The organism is Citrobacter sp. Cb004 (genome assembly GCF_030337065.1).
Classification (GTDB): Bacteria; Pseudomonadota; Gammaproteobacteria; order Enterobacterales; family Enterobacteriaceae; genus Citrobacter; species Citrobacter braakii.
This window is the reverse complement of record NZ_JAOWCH010000070.1, coordinates 245,349-263,679: the sequence shown is the minus strand read 5'-3', so window position 1 is coordinate 263,679 and position 18,331 is coordinate 245,349. Positions and strand designations below refer to the sequence as shown.

General features: G+C 49.0%; 17 protein-coding genes and 1 tRNA gene. 14 read left to right on the top strand and 4 right to left on the bottom strand.

What is annotated here, in order from left to right; translation table 11 throughout:
- Positions 1-81: 81 nt before the first annotated feature.
- The 10 genes from OGV65_RS22560 to OGV65_RS22515 all read left to right on the top strand — a co-directional run bounded on the left by OGV65_RS22560 (position 82) and on the right by OGV65_RS22515 (position 8,821).
- The gene (locus tag OGV65_RS22560) at positions 82-1,920 is read left to right on the top strand and encodes a lytic transglycosylase domain-containing protein (protein WP_286455442.1); all 1,839 of its coding nucleotides are present in this window, start codon (positions 82-84) and stop codon (positions 1,918-1,920) included.
- Between the two features lie 294 nt (positions 1,921-2,214).
- Positions 2,215-3,030 carry a hypothetical protein gene (locus OGV65_RS22555; RefSeq protein WP_286455441.1) on the top strand — a complete coding sequence of 272 codons (816 nt, stop codon included), beginning with the start codon at positions 2,215-2,217 and terminating at the stop codon, positions 3,028-3,030.
- A complete protein-coding gene (locus tag OGV65_RS22550; RefSeq protein WP_071685182.1) occupies positions 3,027-3,332 on the top strand; it encodes a phage baseplate plug family protein in 306 nt (101 codons plus the stop codon). The genes OGV65_RS22555 and OGV65_RS22550 overlap by 4 nt, the downstream gene beginning before the upstream one ends.
- Entirely contained in the window at positions 3,322-4,185 is an 864-nt protein-coding gene (locus OGV65_RS22545) for a hypothetical protein (protein ID WP_286455440.1), read from the top strand. The genes OGV65_RS22550 and OGV65_RS22545 overlap by 11 nt, the downstream gene beginning before the upstream one ends.
- On the top strand, positions 4,178-4,888 hold the full coding sequence (locus OGV65_RS22540) for a phage baseplate protein (RefSeq protein ID WP_286455439.1): 711 nt from the start codon (positions 4,178-4,180) through the stop codon (positions 4,886-4,888). Before OGV65_RS22545 ends, OGV65_RS22540 begins: the two co-directional genes overlap by 8 nt.
- Positions 4,885-5,244, top strand: coding sequence for a contractile injection system sheath initiator (locus OGV65_RS22535; RefSeq protein ID WP_133085999.1), 360 nt, complete (start codon positions 4,885-4,887; stop codon positions 5,242-5,244). The genes OGV65_RS22540 and OGV65_RS22535 overlap by 4 nt, the downstream gene beginning before the upstream one ends.
- A complete protein-coding gene (locus tag OGV65_RS22530; RefSeq protein ID WP_286455438.1) occupies positions 5,241-6,470 on the top strand; it encodes a baseplate J/gp47 family protein in 1,230 nt (409 codons plus the stop codon). The genes OGV65_RS22535 and OGV65_RS22530 overlap by 4 nt, the downstream gene beginning before the upstream one ends.
- 10 nt (positions 6,471-6,480) lie before the next feature.
- Positions 6,481-7,119, top strand: coding sequence for a baseplate wedge 1 family protein (locus OGV65_RS22525; RefSeq protein WP_286455437.1), 639 nt, complete (start codon positions 6,481-6,483; stop codon positions 7,117-7,119).
- A gap of 2 nt (positions 7,120-7,121) precedes the next feature.
- The gene (locus tag OGV65_RS22520; protein ID WP_286455436.1) at positions 7,122-8,300 is read left to right on the top strand and encodes a hypothetical protein; all 1,179 of its coding nucleotides are present in this window, start codon (positions 7,122-7,124) and stop codon (positions 8,298-8,300) included.
- The gene (locus OGV65_RS22515) at positions 8,297-8,821 is read left to right on the top strand and encodes a tail fiber assembly protein (RefSeq protein ID WP_286455435.1); all 525 of its coding nucleotides are present in this window, start codon (positions 8,297-8,299) and stop codon (positions 8,819-8,821) included. The genes OGV65_RS22520 and OGV65_RS22515 overlap by 4 nt, the downstream gene beginning before the upstream one ends.
- A gap of 383 nt (positions 8,822-9,204) precedes the next feature.
- Here the strand turns inward: OGV65_RS22515 and OGV65_RS22510 are convergent, their stop codons facing one another.
- The 3 genes from OGV65_RS22510 to OGV65_RS22500 all read right to left on the bottom strand — a co-directional run bounded on the left by OGV65_RS22510 (position 9,205) and on the right by OGV65_RS22500 (position 11,614).
- Complete coding sequence (locus OGV65_RS22510) at positions 9,205-10,362, bottom strand: tyrosine-type recombinase/integrase (protein WP_286455434.1); 1,158 nt, start codon at positions 10,360-10,362, stop codon at positions 9,205-9,207.
- A 160-nt stretch (positions 10,363-10,522) separates the two neighbouring features.
- Positions 10,523-10,597: transfer RNA gene (locus OGV65_RS22505), tRNA-Arg, on the bottom strand.
- A gap of 75 nt (positions 10,598-10,672) precedes the next feature.
- A complete protein-coding gene (locus tag OGV65_RS22500) occupies positions 10,673-11,614 on the bottom strand; it encodes a formate/nitrite transporter family protein (RefSeq protein ID WP_286455433.1) in 942 nt (313 codons plus the stop codon).
- A 288-nt stretch (positions 11,615-11,902) separates the two neighbouring features.
- Between OGV65_RS22500 and mlaA the strand changes: the two genes are divergently transcribed.
- On the top strand, positions 11,903-12,658 hold the full coding sequence (gene mlaA / locus OGV65_RS22495; protein ID WP_003028190.1) for a phospholipid-binding lipoprotein MlaA: 756 nt from the start codon (positions 11,903-11,905) through the stop codon (positions 12,656-12,658).
- Positions 12,659-12,717: 59 nt separating this feature from the next.
- Here the strand turns inward: mlaA and fadL are convergent, their stop codons facing one another.
- Positions 12,718-13,998 carry a long-chain fatty acid transporter FadL gene (fadL, locus tag OGV65_RS22490; RefSeq protein WP_016157062.1) on the bottom strand — a complete coding sequence of 427 codons (1,281 nt, stop codon included), beginning with the start codon at positions 13,996-13,998 and terminating at the stop codon, positions 12,718-12,720.
- A 371-nt stretch (positions 13,999-14,369) separates the two neighbouring features.
- Here fadL and OGV65_RS22485 point away from each other — a divergent pair, with 371 nt between their 5' ends.
- The 3 genes from OGV65_RS22485 to fadJ all read left to right on the top strand — a co-directional run bounded on the left by OGV65_RS22485 (position 14,370) and on the right by fadJ (position 18,288).
- Positions 14,370-14,654 carry a YfcZ/YiiS family protein gene (locus tag OGV65_RS22485; protein WP_003834838.1) on the top strand — a complete coding sequence of 95 codons (285 nt, stop codon included), beginning with the start codon at positions 14,370-14,372 and terminating at the stop codon, positions 14,652-14,654.
- 176 nt (positions 14,655-14,830) lie between these two features.
- Positions 14,831-16,141: an acetyl-CoA C-acyltransferase FadI gene (gene fadI / locus OGV65_RS22480; RefSeq protein WP_016153879.1), complete on the top strand. Its 1,311-nt coding sequence runs from the start codon at positions 14,831-14,833 to the stop codon at positions 16,139-16,141.
- Positions 16,141-18,288 (top strand): fatty acid oxidation complex subunit alpha FadJ, encoded by a 2,148-nt coding sequence (fadJ, locus tag OGV65_RS22475; RefSeq protein ID WP_286455432.1) that lies wholly within the window; start codon positions 16,141-16,143, stop codon positions 18,286-18,288. The genes fadI and fadJ overlap by 1 nt, the downstream gene beginning before the upstream one ends.
- Positions 18,289-18,331 lie beyond the last annotated feature (43 nt).

The window sequence follows — 18,331 nt, the reverse complement described above, 5'->3', positions numbered from 1 at the left end:
AGCGGATATGTACAACCTGCTCGAGATTATCTCAGTGGAAAACTTTAATCAGCGCGTGTGGCATAAGTACCAGGAGCAACGATGATCATCAACGAGTTGGCCTATAAGGTCACAATCAAGGCTGACGAGTTCCTGAACGGCAAGAAAAAGGTTGAAGATGGCGTTAAGGAACTTGGTGATACGATTACCAAGGAATGGCAGGGGATAGGTGCAACCACTTCTGAAACTGGTGAGGAAATTGTTAAGACCGGTGATAAAATTCAGCGGTCTACCAGAAAAACAGGAAGAGATCTAAAAGATACTGCTTTTGATGTAAAGAAATTCAGTAATGCAGCAACGACTTCCTTTCGTGGAGCATATGCGGCGGCCGCCGGGTTCCTCGGTATCGGTGCCGGTCTTTACGGCATAAAGCAACTATTCACATCAACCTCAAACGAAATCGTTCGAGCGAGCAATCAGGCGAAGTTTTTTGGCACTGACGTTAACAAGATGTTTGGCATGCGGCGCGGATTCCAGCAGGCAGGGTTAAACGGCGATGCGTTCATCGGTGCTTCTGGTAATGCACGAATGGCGCTGGCAAACATCAAAGACCCGACAATCTTTGGTGGGTTAACTGGCGCGGCGCAAAACCTGATGGTGTTGGGAGCGCGTACCGGTCTGAACATCAATAACCTTGGCGACCCTAACAAGGCGCTGGGGGAATTCACCCGCTACGGCAAATCACACTCTCAGGAAAATCTGATGCAGGTGATGGCGGCCGCCGGATTCGACCCGACAGACGCAGCTAAGATTAAATCTGGTGAGTTAAAGTCTCTGGTCGACTCAGAAACGAAGAAGTCGAACATCACCGCCGCCCAGGTGAAAGAGCAGGAAAACTTGCTGGTTACTTTGGGGCAACTCGACGCGCAATTTGACCGTATCAGACAGGATATAGCCATCGCCTTTGCGCCTGAAGTTATGAGTGCGCTAAAACAGTTTGGTGACTGGATCAAAGACCACCATGGCGACATCATTGGGTTCTTTCGCGATGCCGGAGAATCAGTTAAGAAACTTACAGAATCAGTCGGCGGGGCGAATGCGCTTCTTCTGTTGCTGGCTGCCGGACTAAGAGCCAACCCATTGGTTATGGCAGCTATCGCGGCCACAACAGCCGCCAATGCTGTAGATAAAGCCAATGCTGACGCTAAAGGCGAAGGTAAAAATATTGGCGACTATATGTATGACAAGGTGCATGGAGATAAAACGCCTTTCATCACATGGGAGTCATTAAAGTCATTTTTCGGCATTGACGAACCAGCACAACACGCACAGTCAGCAAGAAGAATGCAGCAGGTGCCGGGGGAAATGGATGATCTTCTCCACGGCGTGATGATGACTGAATCAAGCGGTAACCCACTGGCATACAACACCAGTTCAGGTGCTGCCGGGGCTTATCAGTTCATGCCAGCAACCGCCCGAGATATGGGGTTGCGAGTGGACTCAACGATTGATGAAAGACTCGACCCAGAGAAGTCTCGCGCTGCTGCTTCCGTTTACATGCGCCAGTTACTGAAGCGCTACGATGGCAACGTCGACAACGCTCTCAGAGCCTATAACTGGGGGATGGGCAACGTTGATAAGTGGATCGCCAATGGTAGCGATATTTCACAACTACCAAAAGAAACGCGAGAGTACACCGGCAAGGTCTATGGAAACATGGGCAATGCCAGAAACTATTACGCGACACAGGGAAGAATGGCAGACAACAGGCCATATCAACTTGCATCGAGTGGCGGACAGCCTCAGATACAAAACAGCACCCACATCAACACCGTGAATGTGAACAGTAACCCGACCACAGTTGACGCGCTGACAAAGAGTATTAATCAACAAGCAAGCCGCGCATCTACAAACGCAGCATTCTCAAGTTCGGTAAAATAACAGCTAACTTTATGTAATATAGTGAAAATTGCCGTATAATTTACTCATGGAAAACACGGGGAATCGTGATATGAGACGTTCGGTGCTGTATTTATTTATCTATGTTTTCACATTGATGTTCTTCGCTAAACCAATCGACATAATGATGGGGGTTGATGCCTGGTACGCGCTGATGTTAGTGGCGCTATGGGTGGTGATTTCTGCAGCCATTGTTCACATCATTCATTTTTGGCCTACGAAAATTTCCAATTAGATAAACCCGCTCCGGCGGGTTTTTTATTGCCCGGAGAACCGATGAGCATTCTCAGTCTCAACACAGCAGACATATTCAACGCGATCGGTGGCGGCTCTCCGCTCTCCATAATCGACAGCGTTCTCCACCCTCAGTACGTGATCCGCAACAGCAAAACCAATGCAGTGGCGCTTGAGTTCAGCGGCATGGCATCTATTCAACCTGGCGGACGGGCACAGATCACCAACGCTCCGGTGGAGAATGGTAAATACCAGTCAATCAACAAGGTGAAAGAGCCATCTCTTGTCAGGTGCGAGATCATCATTACTGGCCTGACGGGGCTGACTGGCAGCATTCCAAACATCTTCGATCTGACGTTTACCAGCCAAAGCAGTGCTCTTGAAACCATCAAAACAATGCTGGAAACGGCAAACACATATGACATCGAGACGCCGAAAGAAACGCTGCAGAGTTATGACCTTGTTGATCACGATTACAACGTAAATTCTCAGCGCGGCGTATCCATGCTGACGGTGTATCTGGTGTTTCAGGAGGTTATGCAGCAGATGGAAGTTGTTCTCTCTGGCTCACAGTCTAACAGCAAGCCAACTAACGATGAAATCAGCCAGGGTGTAACAGGAACCGGGTCCGCAACAAAGGATGCTGGCTCTACACCATCGACAGTCGATGAGCTTGGTAAATCATGGTCATCGCTAAAAACTTCTGTAGGCGATATTGCCGGGAAGGCAACAAATGCCATCACAACCGGCTTTCAAAGCGCTCTGGACACCGTTTCAAAGCCAGTTCTTGACGTAACCAACAGCGCAACGCAGAAAGCTGCGGAGCTGGCTAAGGAAATAAACGAGAACATCACATGAGAACTGTTTCCCTTGTTCCTCAGAAGTCGCAATCCGTATCTGTAAACTTAGCCGGCCAGCAATGCACAATCCGCTTAATTCAGCGCGAAAGCTTTATGTATATGGACTTAACGGTGAACGGTAACCCAATTATGCAGGGAGTTCCGTGTTTATACGGTAACCGAATGGTCAGATATTCCTATCTTGGCTTCGTAGGCGATTTGGTTTTCCTGGATAATGTAGGACAAAAAGATCCGTACTGGGAAGGACTGGGAAGCAGATACATTCTTTACTACATAGAGGAGAGTGAGCTTGTACAGTAAACGATCTCTCCGCTTTGAGTTTGTGAATGAAACATCTTCTTTCGATGAGTCTGGCAATAACACCATTTCCATCAGCGAAGCCCGGGCGACAGTTTCATTTCAGTCTGCTGGAAATCTGTTCGGTACGCAGATTAACGTAAGCATTTTCGGATTGGGTATTGAGATGCTGGCGGCGCTATCGTCGAAGGCAATGGGGCTATTTGGTAGCGATACTGAGCGGATCAGCATGAAAGTATTCGTCGGTGAAACAGCCATCTTCGCTGGTTACATGACATCATCCATCGCTAACATGAATGCAATACCAAATGCCGCATTGATGATTACAGCTACGGCAAATGCAGACCTGCAGAACAAACCCGCATCACCATTCTCATTTAATGGCGCAACGCCGGTTCCTGACATCATTAACGCAATCTGTAACGCGGCAGGGTATAAGGCGTATATCACCGGACTTGATGGTCTGGTTGTTACCAACCCTCATTATGAGGGAAGCATTTTCACTCAGTTAGAATCACTGTGTAACGATGTTAATGTGGCCATGTCTGTCGCACCGCCATCTATTTCTTTCTGGCCGCAGGATAGCACCAGAGATGATGTTATGCCGCTCATATCTCCGGAATACGGTCTCATTGGATATCCGATATTTTCAAACGGCGGCCTGATGTTTCAGACTCAATTCTCAACGCTGCTAACTACCGGAAGAAATGTGCAGATAGAGACATCCCTGCCTCATGCCAGCGGAGTTTATAAGCTGACCAGCGTTAACCATGAGTTGTCATCATGGGTGAATGATGGACCATGGCATTCAATATGTATCGCTTACAGAGTGCAGGGAGAGGGTGGTAATGGCTGAAAATTTGTTCACACCAACCAGTGCGCAAGTAAATGAACCCGAATCGCTTAAATTCACATTTGAAAGGCTCCTGTCAGGGGCCTTTTTTATTGAACTTGTGAAAGTACGGGCTGTGAGAGGGGAAGCTCCTAACCTTGTTGTGGATGCAATTCCACTGGTAACCAGAACGGACCAGAGCGGGGCGATGATTCAGAACTCGACCATATTCAACATACCGGTATTTCGTCTGCAGCGAGGAAGCAGCGCAATCATCATGAATCCCGTGGTTGATGACATTGGGATGATCGCCGTATGCGACAGAGACACAACACTGGTTCGGGCAAACCGAAAAGAATCGGTGCCAGGCAGCGGCAGAAAGCACAGCAAATCCGATGCGCTGTATCTTGGCGGCTTCCTGAATGGCCAGCCCACGCAGTTCATTGAATTTTCAGACGGCGCAATAAATATCACAACGCCAAATCCGGTAAATATCACGTGCTCATCTGCAACGGTCACCGCCCCTGATGGGGTGACAATGACAACCCCAATGCTTCATGTAACTGGGGATATCACGGCTGGCGGCAACATCACCGATAACAACGGCACACAGAGCGCATCTCTCAAGACCTTGCGAGACAACTACGACCAGCATAAGCATCCGGTTGAAGGGGTTCAGACGGGTGGGTCAACAGTCACCTCCAACGTAACGGATAAGCCAACATGACATACAGAACCATGCAATTAGACACGTCTACGTGGGATTTGACGCTGGATGGCAACGGTAATATGGCGATCGCCGATGAGTCGTATTCCGTCGCTCAGGATGTTGCCAGCGCATGCCTGGTGTTCTCTGGTGAATGCTACTACGACAACACGCTAGGGATTCCGTGGAAAACAGAGGTGCTTGGGAAGCGTCCGTCACCTGGGTTCATAGCGCAAAAGATGCAAACAGAGGCGCTCAAGTTGCCAATCGTTGATCAGGCTCTGGCATCCGTATTCTTCGACAAAAACACACGCACAACTCGCGGCACGATCCGAGTCACCGATATAAACGGAAATATTGCACAGGCCACCTTATGACGACATTAAATACAGCCGTTCCTGATGTCACCATCACCGAGAATGGCCTGCTGGTACCTGACGTTTCTGACGTACTCGCGGGTCGACTAACTGACATGTCGACGGCGCTCGGTGGCGGGGCTAGCCAATCTCTTAGCTCACCACAAGGGCAGATCGCACAATCCGATACAGAGATTATCGCACAGGAATATGACAAGCTTCTCTGCCTGTTTAATCAGGTCAACCCTGACTACGCAACGGGCAGGTTTCAGGACGGGATTGGTCAGATTTATTTCATGGAACGGATTTCTGCGCAGGGTACAGTTGTTACTGCGACGTGCATTGGTAAGGTTGAAACCACAATCCCAGCGGGTAGTACCGCCGTTGATACCAACGGATATATTTACCGGTCTATCGACACCGCAACGATACCAGCGTCAGGAAGCATTGATGTTCAGTTTGTTAATAACACAACCGGGCCAATCCCCTGCGCAGCCGGTGCATTAAATCAGATTTACCGGGCAGTACCTGGATGGGATGCGATCACAAACGTTAGCCCTGGCGTTGTAGGCGTAGACGTTGAATCTCGCATTGCGTTTGAAACTCGACGCAAACAATCAGTAGCCAGAAACAGCCGAAATCAGGACGCGTCCACGCTTTCCGCTTTGCTTGCAACTAATGGCGTGCTGGATGCCTATGTATGGTCAAACAGAACTGCAGCCACAGTAAATCAGGGGACGACAAGCTTTCCCGTTCTGGCGCACTCTATTTACATCTGTGTGTATGGTGGCACCGATGAAGATGTGGCTGAGTCTATTTTCCAGACGTACAACCCTGGTGCAAACCTGAACGGAGATACCTCTTATACTGTTTACGATAATATTAACTATCTGCCTCCATACCCCTCTTACGTGATGCAGTGGCAAAAAGCAACGCCCACTCGGGTATATTTTAAAGTTGAGCTAGATAATTCTCTTAACCCACCAAGTGACATCACATCACAAGTGAAAGCCATGATTGCCAAGGTATTCAATGGTGGTTATGAGGGTATAGGGAAAGCACGAATTGGATCAACAATAAACGCAGGTAAATATTACGCTCCAGTCATTTCGATATCTCCTGACACGGTTGGGATTTTATCTCTTGAGGTTTCCACTAATGGTTCAACCTATGGTCCAGCCATAACAATGGGGATAGATCAGGTACCAACAATTCAGGAATCTGACATTACCGTAACATTAACATAAGGGGTGAGTCATGTGGGAAGACACAATACTTACCCAATACTCAGCAAGTAAAAAACTATTATCCATAATTGACACATTTAATCAGGCTGTAAACCTTGATGATTTCACAGATGAATTCATCAGAAGGGTATGGGATTTGACAACGTGTGAAACATTTGGCCTTGATATGTGGGGTAAAAAAGTTGGGATAAGCAGATATATTGTCGCGCCAATAGATAGCGATTCATTTGGTTTCAGCGAAGCTGATGATGCAAGCCCTGATTACCCCACACCATTTAATGACTCTCCGTTCTATGGTGGAGTTCAGGAAACCACCAATGTCAGGCTTGGAGATGACGCATACAGAACATTAATATTTTGCAAGGCTTTTACCAACATAAGTGTAGCAACAATTCCAGATATAAATAAATTCCTTAAAATTCTATTTTATAAGAGAGGAAGGGCATATTGCGTAAATTATCGAGATATGACGATAGGTATTACTTTTGAATTTGAGTTAGCACCATACGAAGAATCTATTCTGAATAACTACGAGGTAACCCCTGTACCAAGCGGAGTTCTCGTAAATATACGACAGATAGTTAGTCCTTATTTTGGATTTTCATCAGATGCCTATCCGTTCAATGATGGCACATTCTACAGAGATTAGATATGAATCGTACAGACGCCCCCGCAAAACAGGCTAAGCCATTTGGTATAAATGGTCAAAGAGAGCCATTACTTGCAACAACTCCGGCAGGAGACAACACTGCTTCATATGAGCAAGGGTTTCCACCTATAACTATGATCCTGAAATCTGCCGGCGGCCTACCGCCCAAAGGTCAGGATATGAACCAAATTCTTTATGAACTTTCAGCATTATCCAGATGGGCAAGCTCTGGAGCATTAAACTCATACGATCCTTCGTTTTCAACAGCCATCTCAGGTTACCCAAAAGGCGCGATGCTGCTTGGCAATGATGGAACGACAATATATATCAGCACCGCTGATGCAAATACAAATAACCCAAACAGCTCAACCACTAATTGGTTGAGTTTGGCGAAAATAACTTCAATTTCTGCCCTTGCGGGAGGAGCGGATAAATTACCATATTTCACTGGAACATCCACAGCAGGACAGACTGATTTCACCCCGGCAGCAAGAAGTCTTTTAGCCAGAGATAGCGCCGATGGGATGCTTAATTATCTTGGAACTGGTACAGCAGCCAAAAAGAACGCGCAGTCAAATGTCTTTGACAATGCTGCGGGTGCTCTCATGCTTGTTGGCGCGTTCGGATTCGGTGGGGTTGGCGCAAGCACAGCAAATACCAGTATCACAAACATTTATACGCTGCCAATTGGTGACCCAGGTAATCCGGATCCTTTTCAAAACTATGTCCATTTAAATTTATCGGGAACAAATTTCTATTCATCAAGAATAGCACTTAGTATGAACGGAACTGATAACCCGAGAATTTTTATAAAAAATCGCTCAGGCGCTACAGAAAGTGACTGGGCTGAGGTGTATACAACAAGGAATCCTCCTGCATCGGTTCCAACGCTAACAACAGCCAGAAACATTTCTATATCAGGAGATGCCACTGGTTCCGCTCCGTTCAATGGTTCAGCAGACGCAAACATCTCCGTCACAGTGGCTGACTCAGCAAAAGGTGTTATTAGGCTTAGGGAAGGATCGGTATCGACAGTGGGGACATCCTCTACAAACTTTATTGCTATCGATACCGGATTATTAATCAGAGGTATTACATTCACTGCGGGGGCGCAGACTGTAAACGTTCGTCCGCTTCAAATGCTTATTAACACAACTTGGGTAACGGTAGGTTTATCATGATGGATATGAAGAATTTTGTTATTTCCTCCCCTGAAACAGAAGACGAAGAATTCTTAGCTAAGCATGGCGCTATCATCCTTCGCGATGAGCAGGGGCGTGAGTGGTATAGTTCTCAAAGACTATTCGGTACCAATACAGTTAAAATAATGTACGATAGTGATAATGTTGTGAGATCAATTACTACTGATGTATCAACTCTCTATCCACATCAACACAGTGTTGCTGAGGTTGAAGAGATATCAGATGAAGTAGATATTTTTGGAGGCTGGATTTATTCAGATGGATATGTTGTTAAAAATCCATCACAGCCCGATGCCGAATCACAACCCTCCGATGAATCTGAAAAATTGAGACTGCGAGCACTAGCCGATTCGGAGATCGAATGGCTACAAGATGCAGTCAACTCTGGTATTGCAACAGAAGAGGAATCAGTATTATTAGATAAGTGGAGGGAGTACAGGATACAGTTAATGAGAGTAGACACAGAGAATCCTATCTGGCCTAAAACGCCAAATGATTAATAATTAATGCTGCAAGTGGTTATTTTTTTCTGAAAAATGAATATATCAATTTAAAATCCATTTGCAGCCATATCAATATCATGACTACCTCCATCCATTTAAGGTCCATGTCATTTGATTGAAACCCTGTAACTATCCCGCAAAAGCTCACCAGAGCTGCAAGTCTAACAACAAAATTCGAAATTCTCTTAAGCATATAAAATAACCAAAAATATCATTCGAGTTGTCAATGAGTTTTAAGAAGGCAGCATTCTATCATCATACATCTGGATGATCGACCAGGCTTGATGGAGAATGCCGTGCGGATGTGTTTTACACGATAGTGAGACAAAAGCGGGACACACAAAGCTTTGCATCGGTTTGCAAGGCTTTGTGCTTATTCCCTATGACACTTTCTCATCCAACCAATCTGCCCACCACTGCATCATCTCCCGACGCTTATCCATGTACTGAGCATGATTGTATATCCCACGAATGGAACCGCTGTTAGCGTGCGCCAGTTGCTTCTCAATGGCATCTGCGGGCCATTCGTGCTCGTTCATTATGGTGCTGAACTGGTGACGGAATCCGTGTCCGCTCGCCAGACCTTCATATCCTATCTGGCGAATAACCAGCAGTACTGCGTTTTCACTGATCGGCTTTGTTTTATCATTGCGCCCGGCGAACACAAATCTTGATATTGGCTGAGTTATTGGCTTCAATGTTTCAAGCAGAGAGACAACCTGATCTGACATTGGGACAAGGTGAGGACGTCTGCCTTTCATCACTTCTTCGGTGATCGTAATCGTCCTGGTTTCAAAGTCGACGTTCGACCATTGCATGGACCGGAGTTCTTTTGTCCTGAGTACCGTGTATTGCAGAACTTGAGTCGCTATGCGTGAAACGATGCTGCCAGAGAAGCCAGAAAGCGCCTTATTGAATGCCGGTATCTGGTCTGCAGGAAGGAAGGGGTAGTTCTTCTTCCGGTATCCCTTCATTGCATCAGCAAGGTCAGGAGCCGGGTTATACTTCGCGCGCCCGGTAACAATCGCGTACCTGAATACTTCCCCGCACCGCCGCCGCGCCTTATTGGCCCGCTCCATTGCTCCACGGTCTTCGAACCTGCGGATCACTTCCAGTATCTGCATTGGTTCTATCTCGTTAATCTCCATCCCGCCAATCAACGGCAGAATGTCATCCTGGAACATGCGTGACAGTTCTGTGCTGTATACCTCTGACCATACCTGCTTTTTATGCTCGTACCATTCCTTATATATAGAGCCGAACGAGTTGTCTTTGACTGACAGCTTTTTAGCCTTTACCGGATCGACGCCGACAGACACATCCTTTTTGGCAAGCCACGCTTTGTCTCTGGCTTCCTGCAATGACATGAGCGGATATTTTCCTACCGTCAGCACCTTCTCTTTACCATCGAGCTTGTAACGCAATTGCCAGACTTTCTTTCCGGTAACCGGCACATAAAGGTAAAGACCGTTGCTGTCGAGCAGCCGGTACGGTTTATCTTTCGGCTTTGCCGCGTCGATCTGCTTGATGGTGAGCATGGGTAAAATTCCGATGGGTAAAATTATTTACTCGTTTTTTACCCGCCGAAGCATACGGCTGTCAACGTTCCATTGCGAACTATGACGAACTGATATTTTATTGAGAGCTTGCTGTGTAAGGGATTTTGCGAACTACTGCGGAGAGTGGCGAACTGTGAAATGGTGTCCCCTGCAGGAATCGAACCTGCAACTAGCCCTTAGGAGGGGCTCGTTATATCCATTTAACTAAGGGGACGAAGCGGCACGAGTATAGCGTTTTTTACTCACAACGGTAAGCCTCAGGCCGCCCAACTGCTCAAACCGTCACCATTCAAGCCTGTTTTTTCTGGTTTTTCTGCTTTTGCTCATCCCGCCTGGCTTGTAACCTGGCTTCTTCCTTGCGTTTGTTGCTCATATCATTGCGGATCTGCGCGTGGCTCATCAGCGCGAAGATAAACGTCCCGCCACAGATATTCCCGGCGAGCGTAGGGAGAGCAAAGGGCCAGAAGAAATCACTCCAGTGCAGCGTACCATTAAAGACCAGATAGAGAATTTCCACCGAACCGACGACGATGTGCGTGGTATCGCCCAGCGCAATCAGCCAGGTCATCAGAATAATAACCACAATCTTTGCCGCACCGGCGGCGGGAAACATCCATACCATTGTGGCAATTAACCAGCCAGAAATGATGGCGTTGGAAAACATCTCCGTTGGCGTGTTTTTCATCACATCCATGCCTATTTTGACAAAAGCATCGCGGGTTTCTTCATCAAAAATCGGCATATGCTCAAACGCCCATGCCGCAACCCCGGTGCCAATAATATTACCCAGCAGAACCACGCTCCACAGGCGCATCAGCAGGCCAAAATTGCCGAGCGTAGGGTTTTGCATTACCGGCAGGACGGCGGTGACGGTATTTTCGGTAAACAGTTGCTGGCGGGCCATAATGACAATTATAAAGCCAAAGGTATAACCGAGGTTCTCCAGCAAAAATCCCCCAGGCACACCTTCCAGTTGCACATGAAAAATTCCTTTAGCCAGTAGCGAGGCGCCCATCGACAGTCCCGCAGCGATGGCTGACCACAGTAGCGCCATCGCGTCGCGCTCCATTTCTTTCTCCCCATCCTGGCGGATATGTTCATGGATCGCCATGGCGCGGGAGGGGAGTCTGTCCTCATTGACCTCAATCTTTTTACCCTCTAGCTTTTCGTCACTGTCGACCTGAAGTTCGTCGCTGTGCCGATCAATCTTTTCGTTCTCAATGTCATTCATAGCCGAATCCTGAATTAGCACGTATTGCTAAAGCGTAGCGGCTTTTGTCCGAAAATCAGCGGGAGAAAGTCTGAGATAGCAAAAATGGTAACGTTAGTTTTTATTGGGGTAGCTAGAATAGAGCCGCCGCGGAGTGCGCATTACCAGGCTATGATCAAATCAGTAACACAGGGTATATAGACATCATTTGACGTGCTGTTACAATCGCTCACATCTAAACAGGCGGATACGTCATCGTTCCGTCATGGATGGCAATCAGCGATAGCCATAATACACAGGGAGACACTTATGAAGCTTCGCCTGTCGGCGCTTGCGCTGGGAACCACACTTTTGGTGGGGTGTGCGAGCTCTGGTACTGAACAGCAGGGGCGTTCGGACCCATTTGAAGGGTTCAACCGCACCATGTACAACTTCAACTTTAATGTTTTAGATCCATACGTTGTTCGACCGGTGGCAGTTGCCTGGCGTGATTATGTCCCGCAGCCGGCGCGTAACGGTTTGAGCAATTTTACCGGCAACCTTGAAGAGCCGGCCGTTATGGTCAACTACTTCCTGCAAGGCGACCCCTATCAGGGTATGGTGCACTTCACCCGTTTCTTCCTGAACACCCTGTTAGGTATGGGCGGATTTATCGACGTGGCGGGTATGGCTAATCCGAAGTTACAGCGCGTTGAACCACACCGTTTTGGTAGTACGTTAGGCCACTATGACGTTGGTTATGGACCGTATATGCAGCTTCCATTCTACGGCAGCTTCACGCTGCGTGATGATGGCGGCGACATGGTGGATACGCTGTATCCGGTACTGTCCTGGCTGACCTGGCCGTTGTCGATAGGTAAATGGACGGTTGAAGGGATTGAAACCCGCGCGCAACTGCTTGATTCCGACGGTCTGCTGCGTCAATCTTCCGACCCTTACATCATGGTGCGAGAAGCTTACTTCCAGCGTCATGACTTTATTGCGAACGGTGGGAAACTCAAACCAGAAGAAAACCCGAACGCGAAAGATATTCAGGACGATTTAAAAGAGATCGATTCTGAGTAAGGAAGGATGAAAATAAAAAGGTGAGCTAAAAAGCTCACCTTTTTTATATCTGAAGAAAATCAGAATGCGTAGTTGAAGTTGGTACCGAACAGCCAGGCTTTACCTTCAGAATCGAAAGTATACGGGCCTTCTTTGACGGTCACTTTCTGGCCGTGCATATAAGAAACGCCTACGTCAATGGACGCGTCATCATTGAAGGCGTAAGTGGTACCCGCACTCAGCCACAGACGGTCCTGGTCTGGAATGGAGATGGAACGCTTGCTCGCAGGAACCGGGCTATCGTCATAGGCGATACCGGTACGGAAGGTCCAGCTTTTATCCATGTAATAAGTCGTACCCAGCGCGATGCGGTAAGAATCTTTGAAGCCTTCTTCTTTATAGAACAGCGTCTGCCCGTTGGTGCCGGTTGCTTTCAGTTCCTGGAACTGACTCCAACTGGTGTAAGCCATGCTGTAGTGAATAGCCCACTGTGGTGCAACGCGGTTGTAACCCGACAGTTCCCACATTTCCGGCAGGTTAAGCGTCAGAGAACCTGGGACGGTGGCGTTGGTGGTTCCCCAAGGGAACGCCGTGCCTGCGCCAGGTAACGCGTTGGCCTGGGTGCGGATGCCGCTCTTGTAATCGCCATCGAAGTCGATTTTGACTTCAGAACGATACGTTAAACCGTAGCGGTTATTTTTATCCAGCTCGTACAAAATACCGGCGTTCCAGCCGTAACCCCATTCGTCACCTTTCAGGCTGGCAATTTTCTGGCTGACTTTTGGCAATGCAGCAGTTTGTTCACCGGAATAACGCTCAATTTTTGCATCGGCATAGACGGCATTAAAACCAACGCCAAAGCTCCAGCTATCATTCAGACGGTAGGCACCGCTCAGGTTCAGGTTGACCGTTTTAAGATCGGTCTTCCCGCCGTATTCGCCGACGATGTAGTTATCGTTAAATTCGGTTGCCAGGCCATAGTTTGACGTGACAGAAGCCCCCCAACCAAACTGTTCGTTGATCGGCATTACGAAGTGAGCATTGGGAACCCACGCCGTAGGCGCGATGTTGTCCGCATCGGTGCTGCGTCCGGTGTATGGCGATTTACCGGAAATATTCACGTCTGGATCGATATACACCGCACCCGCTGAAAAAGTAGGGCGGTCAAACATCATAATCAGCGCCGGGTTACGACTGGCGTTACCTGCATCATCTGCAATAGCGCCTTCACCCGAATATGCCCGGCCAAGGCCAGAGGAAGAAAATTCGTTTAACTGAAAGCCTGCAGACCAGGCCTGTGTGGAGATAATTGCCACTGCGACTGCGAGAGCAGACTTTGTAAACAGGGTTTTCTGGCTCATGACCATAACCTCATTGATTTATTTTTATACAAACAATGTTACATACCGTAACAGGAGCGCGAAGTGTAGGGTCTGAGGTACAACTTAGAAATCAGACCAGTGCCGAGAGTATAGGTCTGACCAGCTGAAATGTTGCAAGTATGTTTATAAATATTTTCAATTCTGATCTCGGAAACGCGATCCAGCTGGCAAAATTGCGGGTATGCACACTCACCTGTTTGGGTGATTTTTGTTTTAGATCATTTTTAAGTGTGATTTCGGTCACTTATCCCATTTCATACAATTAACGACTGGAGAGGCGAATAAGGGGAGCGTAAAATATCCCCATCGTTTATCTGGCACCACAGGTGCGAATACAGAGGAAATCTACAATGAGTAAATGCAGTGCTGATGAAACCCCGGTTTGCTGCTGTATGGATGTTGGCACCATCATGGACAACTCCGATTGCACCGCGTCATACAGCCGTGTGTTCGCGAATCGTGCAGAGGCAGAAGAAACGCTGGCCGCTCTGACTGAGAAGGCGCGTGGCGTGGAATCTGAGCCTTGCCAAATCACCTCGACCTTTACTGAAGAGTCTGAAGGTGTGCGTCTGGATATCGACTTTGTTTTTGCCTGTGAAGCTGAAACGCTGATCTTCCAACTGGGTCTGCGTTAATCCCTTCTTTAAAAGCCCTTGTTACCCAGTAGCAAGGGCTTTTTCGTCACTGTCAGTGATTATTCACTGTGTCTTAGCTCCCACTTTCTTTTCTCCCTGCTTGGCTAAATGTAAAAAATTGGTTAAGACTGTGATCAGGTCAGACCACTTATTTTTATTTTTTACAGGGGAGTGTTATGAGTCAGGCTTTACCGCTGGTTACCCGCCAGGGCGATCGCATCGCCATCGTAAGCGGATTGCGTACGCCATTTGCCCGCCAGGCAACCGCGTTTCATGGCATTCCCGCCGTAGATTTGGGGAAAATGGTCGTTGGCGAGTTGCTGGCGCGCAGCGAAATTTCTGCTGATGTGATTGAGCAACTGGTCTTTGGCCAGGTGGTGCAAATGCCCGAAGCCCCAAATATTGCTCGTGAAATCGTGCTGGGAACCGGGATGAATGTGCACACCGATGCCTACAGCGTAAGCCGAGCCTGCGCCACCAGTTTCCAGGCGGTGGCGAATGTCGCGGAAAGCCTGATGGCGGGGACTATTCGCGCAGGAATTGCCGGCGGTGCGGACTCCTCGTCAGTTCTGCCTATTGGCGTTAGCAAAAAGTTGGCGCGGGTGCTGGTGGATGTCAATAAGGCCCGGACCACCGGTCAGCGTCTTAAACTTTTCTCCCGACTGCGCTTACGTGACCTGATGCCCGTACCGCCAGCCGTCGCCGAGTATTCCACCGGTTTACGCATGGGGGATACGGCCGAGCAAATGGCCAAAACTTATGGGATTACGCGAGAGCAACAGGATGCCCTGGCGCACCGTTCTCATCAGCGCGCCGCTCAGGCGTGGTCTGAAGGAAAACTGGCAGATGAGGTGATGACCACCTACGCGCCACCTTTCAAAGATCCTTTTTCAGAAGATAACAATATTCGCGGCAACTCTACGCTGGCCGATTACGCCAAACTGCGTCCGGCCTTTGACCGAAAGCACGGCACCGTTACCGCGGCGAACAGTACCCCGCTAACGGACGGCGCAGCCGCCGTGATTATGATGACGGAATCGCGTGCGAAAGAGTTGGGGCTGGTGCCGCTGGGATACCTGCGTAGTTTTGCCTTTACCGCCATCGATGTCTGGCAGGACATGCTGTTGGGGCCGGCGTGGTCAACGCCGCTTGCCCTGGAGAGAGCGGGTCTGACCATGGCTGATTTAACCCTGATCGATATGCATGAAGCATTTGCCGCACAAACGCTGGCGAATCTTCAACTGCTGGGTAGCGAACGTTTTGCCCGCGAAGTGCTTGGCAGGGCGCATGCCACGGGCGAGGTTGATGACAGTAAATTTAACGTGCTGGGCGGATCGATTGCCTATGGACACCCCTTCGCCGCCACCGGTGCTCGCATGATCACCCAAACTCTCCATGAGTTACGACGTCGTGGCGGTGGTTTTGGTTTAGTGACAGCCTGTGCTGCAGGTGGTCTAGGTGCGGCAATGGTTCTGGAGGCGGAATAATGGAAATGGCATCGGCTTTTACGCTAAACGTACGTCTGGATAACGTCGCTGTTGTTACCATTGATGTGCCCGGAGAGAAAATGAATACCCTGAAGGCGGAATTTGCCTCCCAGGTTCGGGTCATTCTGAAACAAATTCGCGATAACAAAGCATTACGCGGCGTGGTGTTCATTTCGGCGAAACCCGATAATTTCATTGCCGGGGCGGATATCAACATGATTGGTCGCTGTCGCAGCGCGCAGGAAGCTGAAACGCTGGCACGCCAGGGGCAGCAGATTATGGCGGAAATTAATGCCTTGCCGATCCCCGTAATCGCCGCAATTCATGGCGCCTGTCTCGGCGGTGGCCTGGAGATGGCGCTGGCGTGCCACAATCGTATTTGTACCGATGATGCTAAAACCGTACTGGGTTTACCGGAAGTGCAGCTTGGTCTGCTGCCCGGCTCTGGCGGTACCCAGCGGTTGCCCCGTCTGATTGGCGTCAGTACCGCGCTGGATATGATCCTCACCGGAAAACAACTACGCGCAAAACAGGCGCTGAAAGTGGGTTTAGTGGATGAAGTTGTACCGCATACCATTTTGCTGGAAGCGGCCGTAGAACTGGCCAAAAAGGACAGTCCCGCACACCGTACTCTGCCGGTGCGAGAGCGTGTGCTAGCGGGGCCGCTGGGGCGGGCGCTGTTATTCCGCATGGCCAGTAAAAAGACGGCGCAAAAAACGCAGGGCAACTACCCTGCAACAGAACGTATCCTTGAGGTCATCGAAACCGGCCTGGCGCAAGGCAGCAGCAGCGGTTACGACGCCGAAGCCCGCGCGTTTGGCGAACTGGCGATGACATCTCAGTCTCAGGCGCTGCGGCACATCTTTTTTGCCAACACCGATGTGAAAAAGGATCCCGGAAGTGATGTGAAGCCCGGCCCGCTAAACAGTGTAGGCATTTTGGGCGGCGGTCTGATGGGGGGCGGTATTGCCTATGTGACGGCCTGTAAAGGCGGCTTGCCAGTGCGTATCAAAGATATAAATGCCAAGGGAATCAACCACGCGCTGAAGTACAGCTGGGATCAGCTTGAAACGAAGGTTTGCCGCCGTCATATCAAAGCCAGCGAGCGTGATAAACAGCTGGCGCTGATTTCGGGATCAACCGATTACCGTGGCTTCGCTCATCGCGATCTGGTTATTGAAGCCGTATTTGAAGATCTGGTGTTAAAACAACAGATGGTGGCAGAAGTTGAGCAAAATTGCGCATCTCATACCATTTTTGCCTCTAACACCTCATCTTTGCCGATTGGCGATATTGCGGCGAATGCTGCTAGGCCTCAACAAGTAATTGGTTTGCACTTCTTTAGCCCGGTGGAAAAAATGCCGCTGGTCGAGGTTATCCCGCATGCCACGACCTCTGAGCAGACAATTGCCACAACCGTTAAACTGGCGAAAAAGCAGGGCAAAACGCCGATAGTGGTCAGAGATAATGCCGGATTTTATGTTAACCGCATTTTAGCGCCATACATTAACGAAGCTATTCGTATGCTGACCGAAGGCGAGCGGGTTGAAGCCATTGACGCCGCGCTGGTTAAGTTTGGTTTTCCGGTCGGGCCAATCCAACTTTTGGATGAGGTCGGAATTGATACGGGCACTAAAATTATACCAGTGCTTGAGGCTGCATATGGAGAACGTTTTAGCGCGCCTGCAAATATTGTTGCTTCAATTTTGAATGACGATCGCAAAGGTAGAAAAAATGGTCGTGGTTTCTATCTTTATGGAGCGAAAGGGCGTAAAAGCAAAAAACAGGTCGACCCTGCAATTTATACGCTTATTGGCGTCCAGGGGCAGGGCCGACTCACCGCCGCGCAGATCGCCGAGCGGTGCGTCATGTTAATGCTCAATGAAGCAGCACGCTGTTTCGATGAGAAGATTATCCGCAGCGCGCGTGATGGCGATATCGGCGCTGTATTTGGTATTGGTTTTCCGCCCTTCCTCGGCGGCCCGTTTCGGTATATGGGTTCGCTCGGCGCGGGTGAAGTGGTTGCTGCTCTGCAACGACTGACCACGCAATACGGCTCGCGGTTTACGCCGTGTGAGCAGTTATTGCAGATGGCGGAACGCGGTGAAAGATTCTGGAGTAATGGGGAAACTGACCTGAATTCATGAGGTCAAAGGTAGGATGAATCCGCACTGAATGTATGGGTCGCGC

Excerpts from the sequence above, each read along its gene's own strand:
- fadL (WP_016157062.1), bottom strand. The coding sequence starts at position 13,998 with ATGAGCCAGAAAACCCTGTTTACAAAGTCTGCTCTCGCAGTCGCAGTG.
- fadJ (WP_286455432.1), top strand. The coding sequence starts at position 16,141 with ATGGAAATGGCATCGGCTTTTACGCTAAACGTACGTCTGGATAACGTC.
- fadI (WP_016153879.1), top strand. The coding sequence starts at position 14,831 with ATGAGTCAGGCTTTACCGCTGGTTACCCGCCAGGGCGATCGCATCGCC.
- mlaA (WP_003028190.1), top strand. The coding sequence starts at position 11,903 with ATGAAGCTTCGCCTGTCGGCGCTTGCGCTGGGAACCACACTTTTGGTG.
- OGV65_RS22485 (WP_003834838.1), top strand. The coding sequence starts at position 14,370 with ATGAGTAAATGCAGTGCTGATGAAACCCCGGTTTGCTGCTGTATGGAT.
- OGV65_RS22525 (WP_286455437.1), top strand. The coding sequence starts at position 6,481 with ATGTGGGAAGACACAATACTTACCCAATACTCAGCAAGTAAAAAACTA.
- OGV65_RS22535 (WP_133085999.1), top strand. The coding sequence starts at position 4,885 with ATGACATACAGAACCATGCAATTAGACACGTCTACGTGGGATTTGACG.
- OGV65_RS22510 (WP_286455434.1), bottom strand. The coding sequence starts at position 10,362 with ATGCTCACCATCAAGCAGATCGACGCGGCAAAGCCGAAAGATAAACCG.
- OGV65_RS22530 (WP_286455438.1), top strand. The coding sequence starts at position 5,241 with ATGACGACATTAAATACAGCCGTTCCTGATGTCACCATCACCGAGAAT.
- OGV65_RS22555 (WP_286455441.1), top strand. The coding sequence starts at position 2,215 with ATGAGCATTCTCAGTCTCAACACAGCAGACATATTCAACGCGATCGGT.
- OGV65_RS22560 (WP_286455442.1), top strand. The coding sequence starts at position 82 with ATGATCATCAACGAGTTGGCCTATAAGGTCACAATCAAGGCTGACGAG.
- OGV65_RS22500 (WP_286455433.1), bottom strand. The coding sequence starts at position 11,614 with ATGAATGACATTGAGAACGAAAAGATTGATCGGCACAGCGACGAACTT.
- OGV65_RS22520 (WP_286455436.1), top strand. The coding sequence starts at position 7,122 with ATGAATCGTACAGACGCCCCCGCAAAACAGGCTAAGCCATTTGGTATA.
- OGV65_RS22515 (WP_286455435.1), top strand. The coding sequence starts at position 8,297 with ATGATGGATATGAAGAATTTTGTTATTTCCTCCCCTGAAACAGAAGAC.
- OGV65_RS22540 (WP_286455439.1), top strand. The coding sequence starts at position 4,178 with ATGGCTGAAAATTTGTTCACACCAACCAGTGCGCAAGTAAATGAACCC.
- OGV65_RS22550 (WP_071685182.1), top strand. The coding sequence starts at position 3,027 with ATGAGAACTGTTTCCCTTGTTCCTCAGAAGTCGCAATCCGTATCTGTA.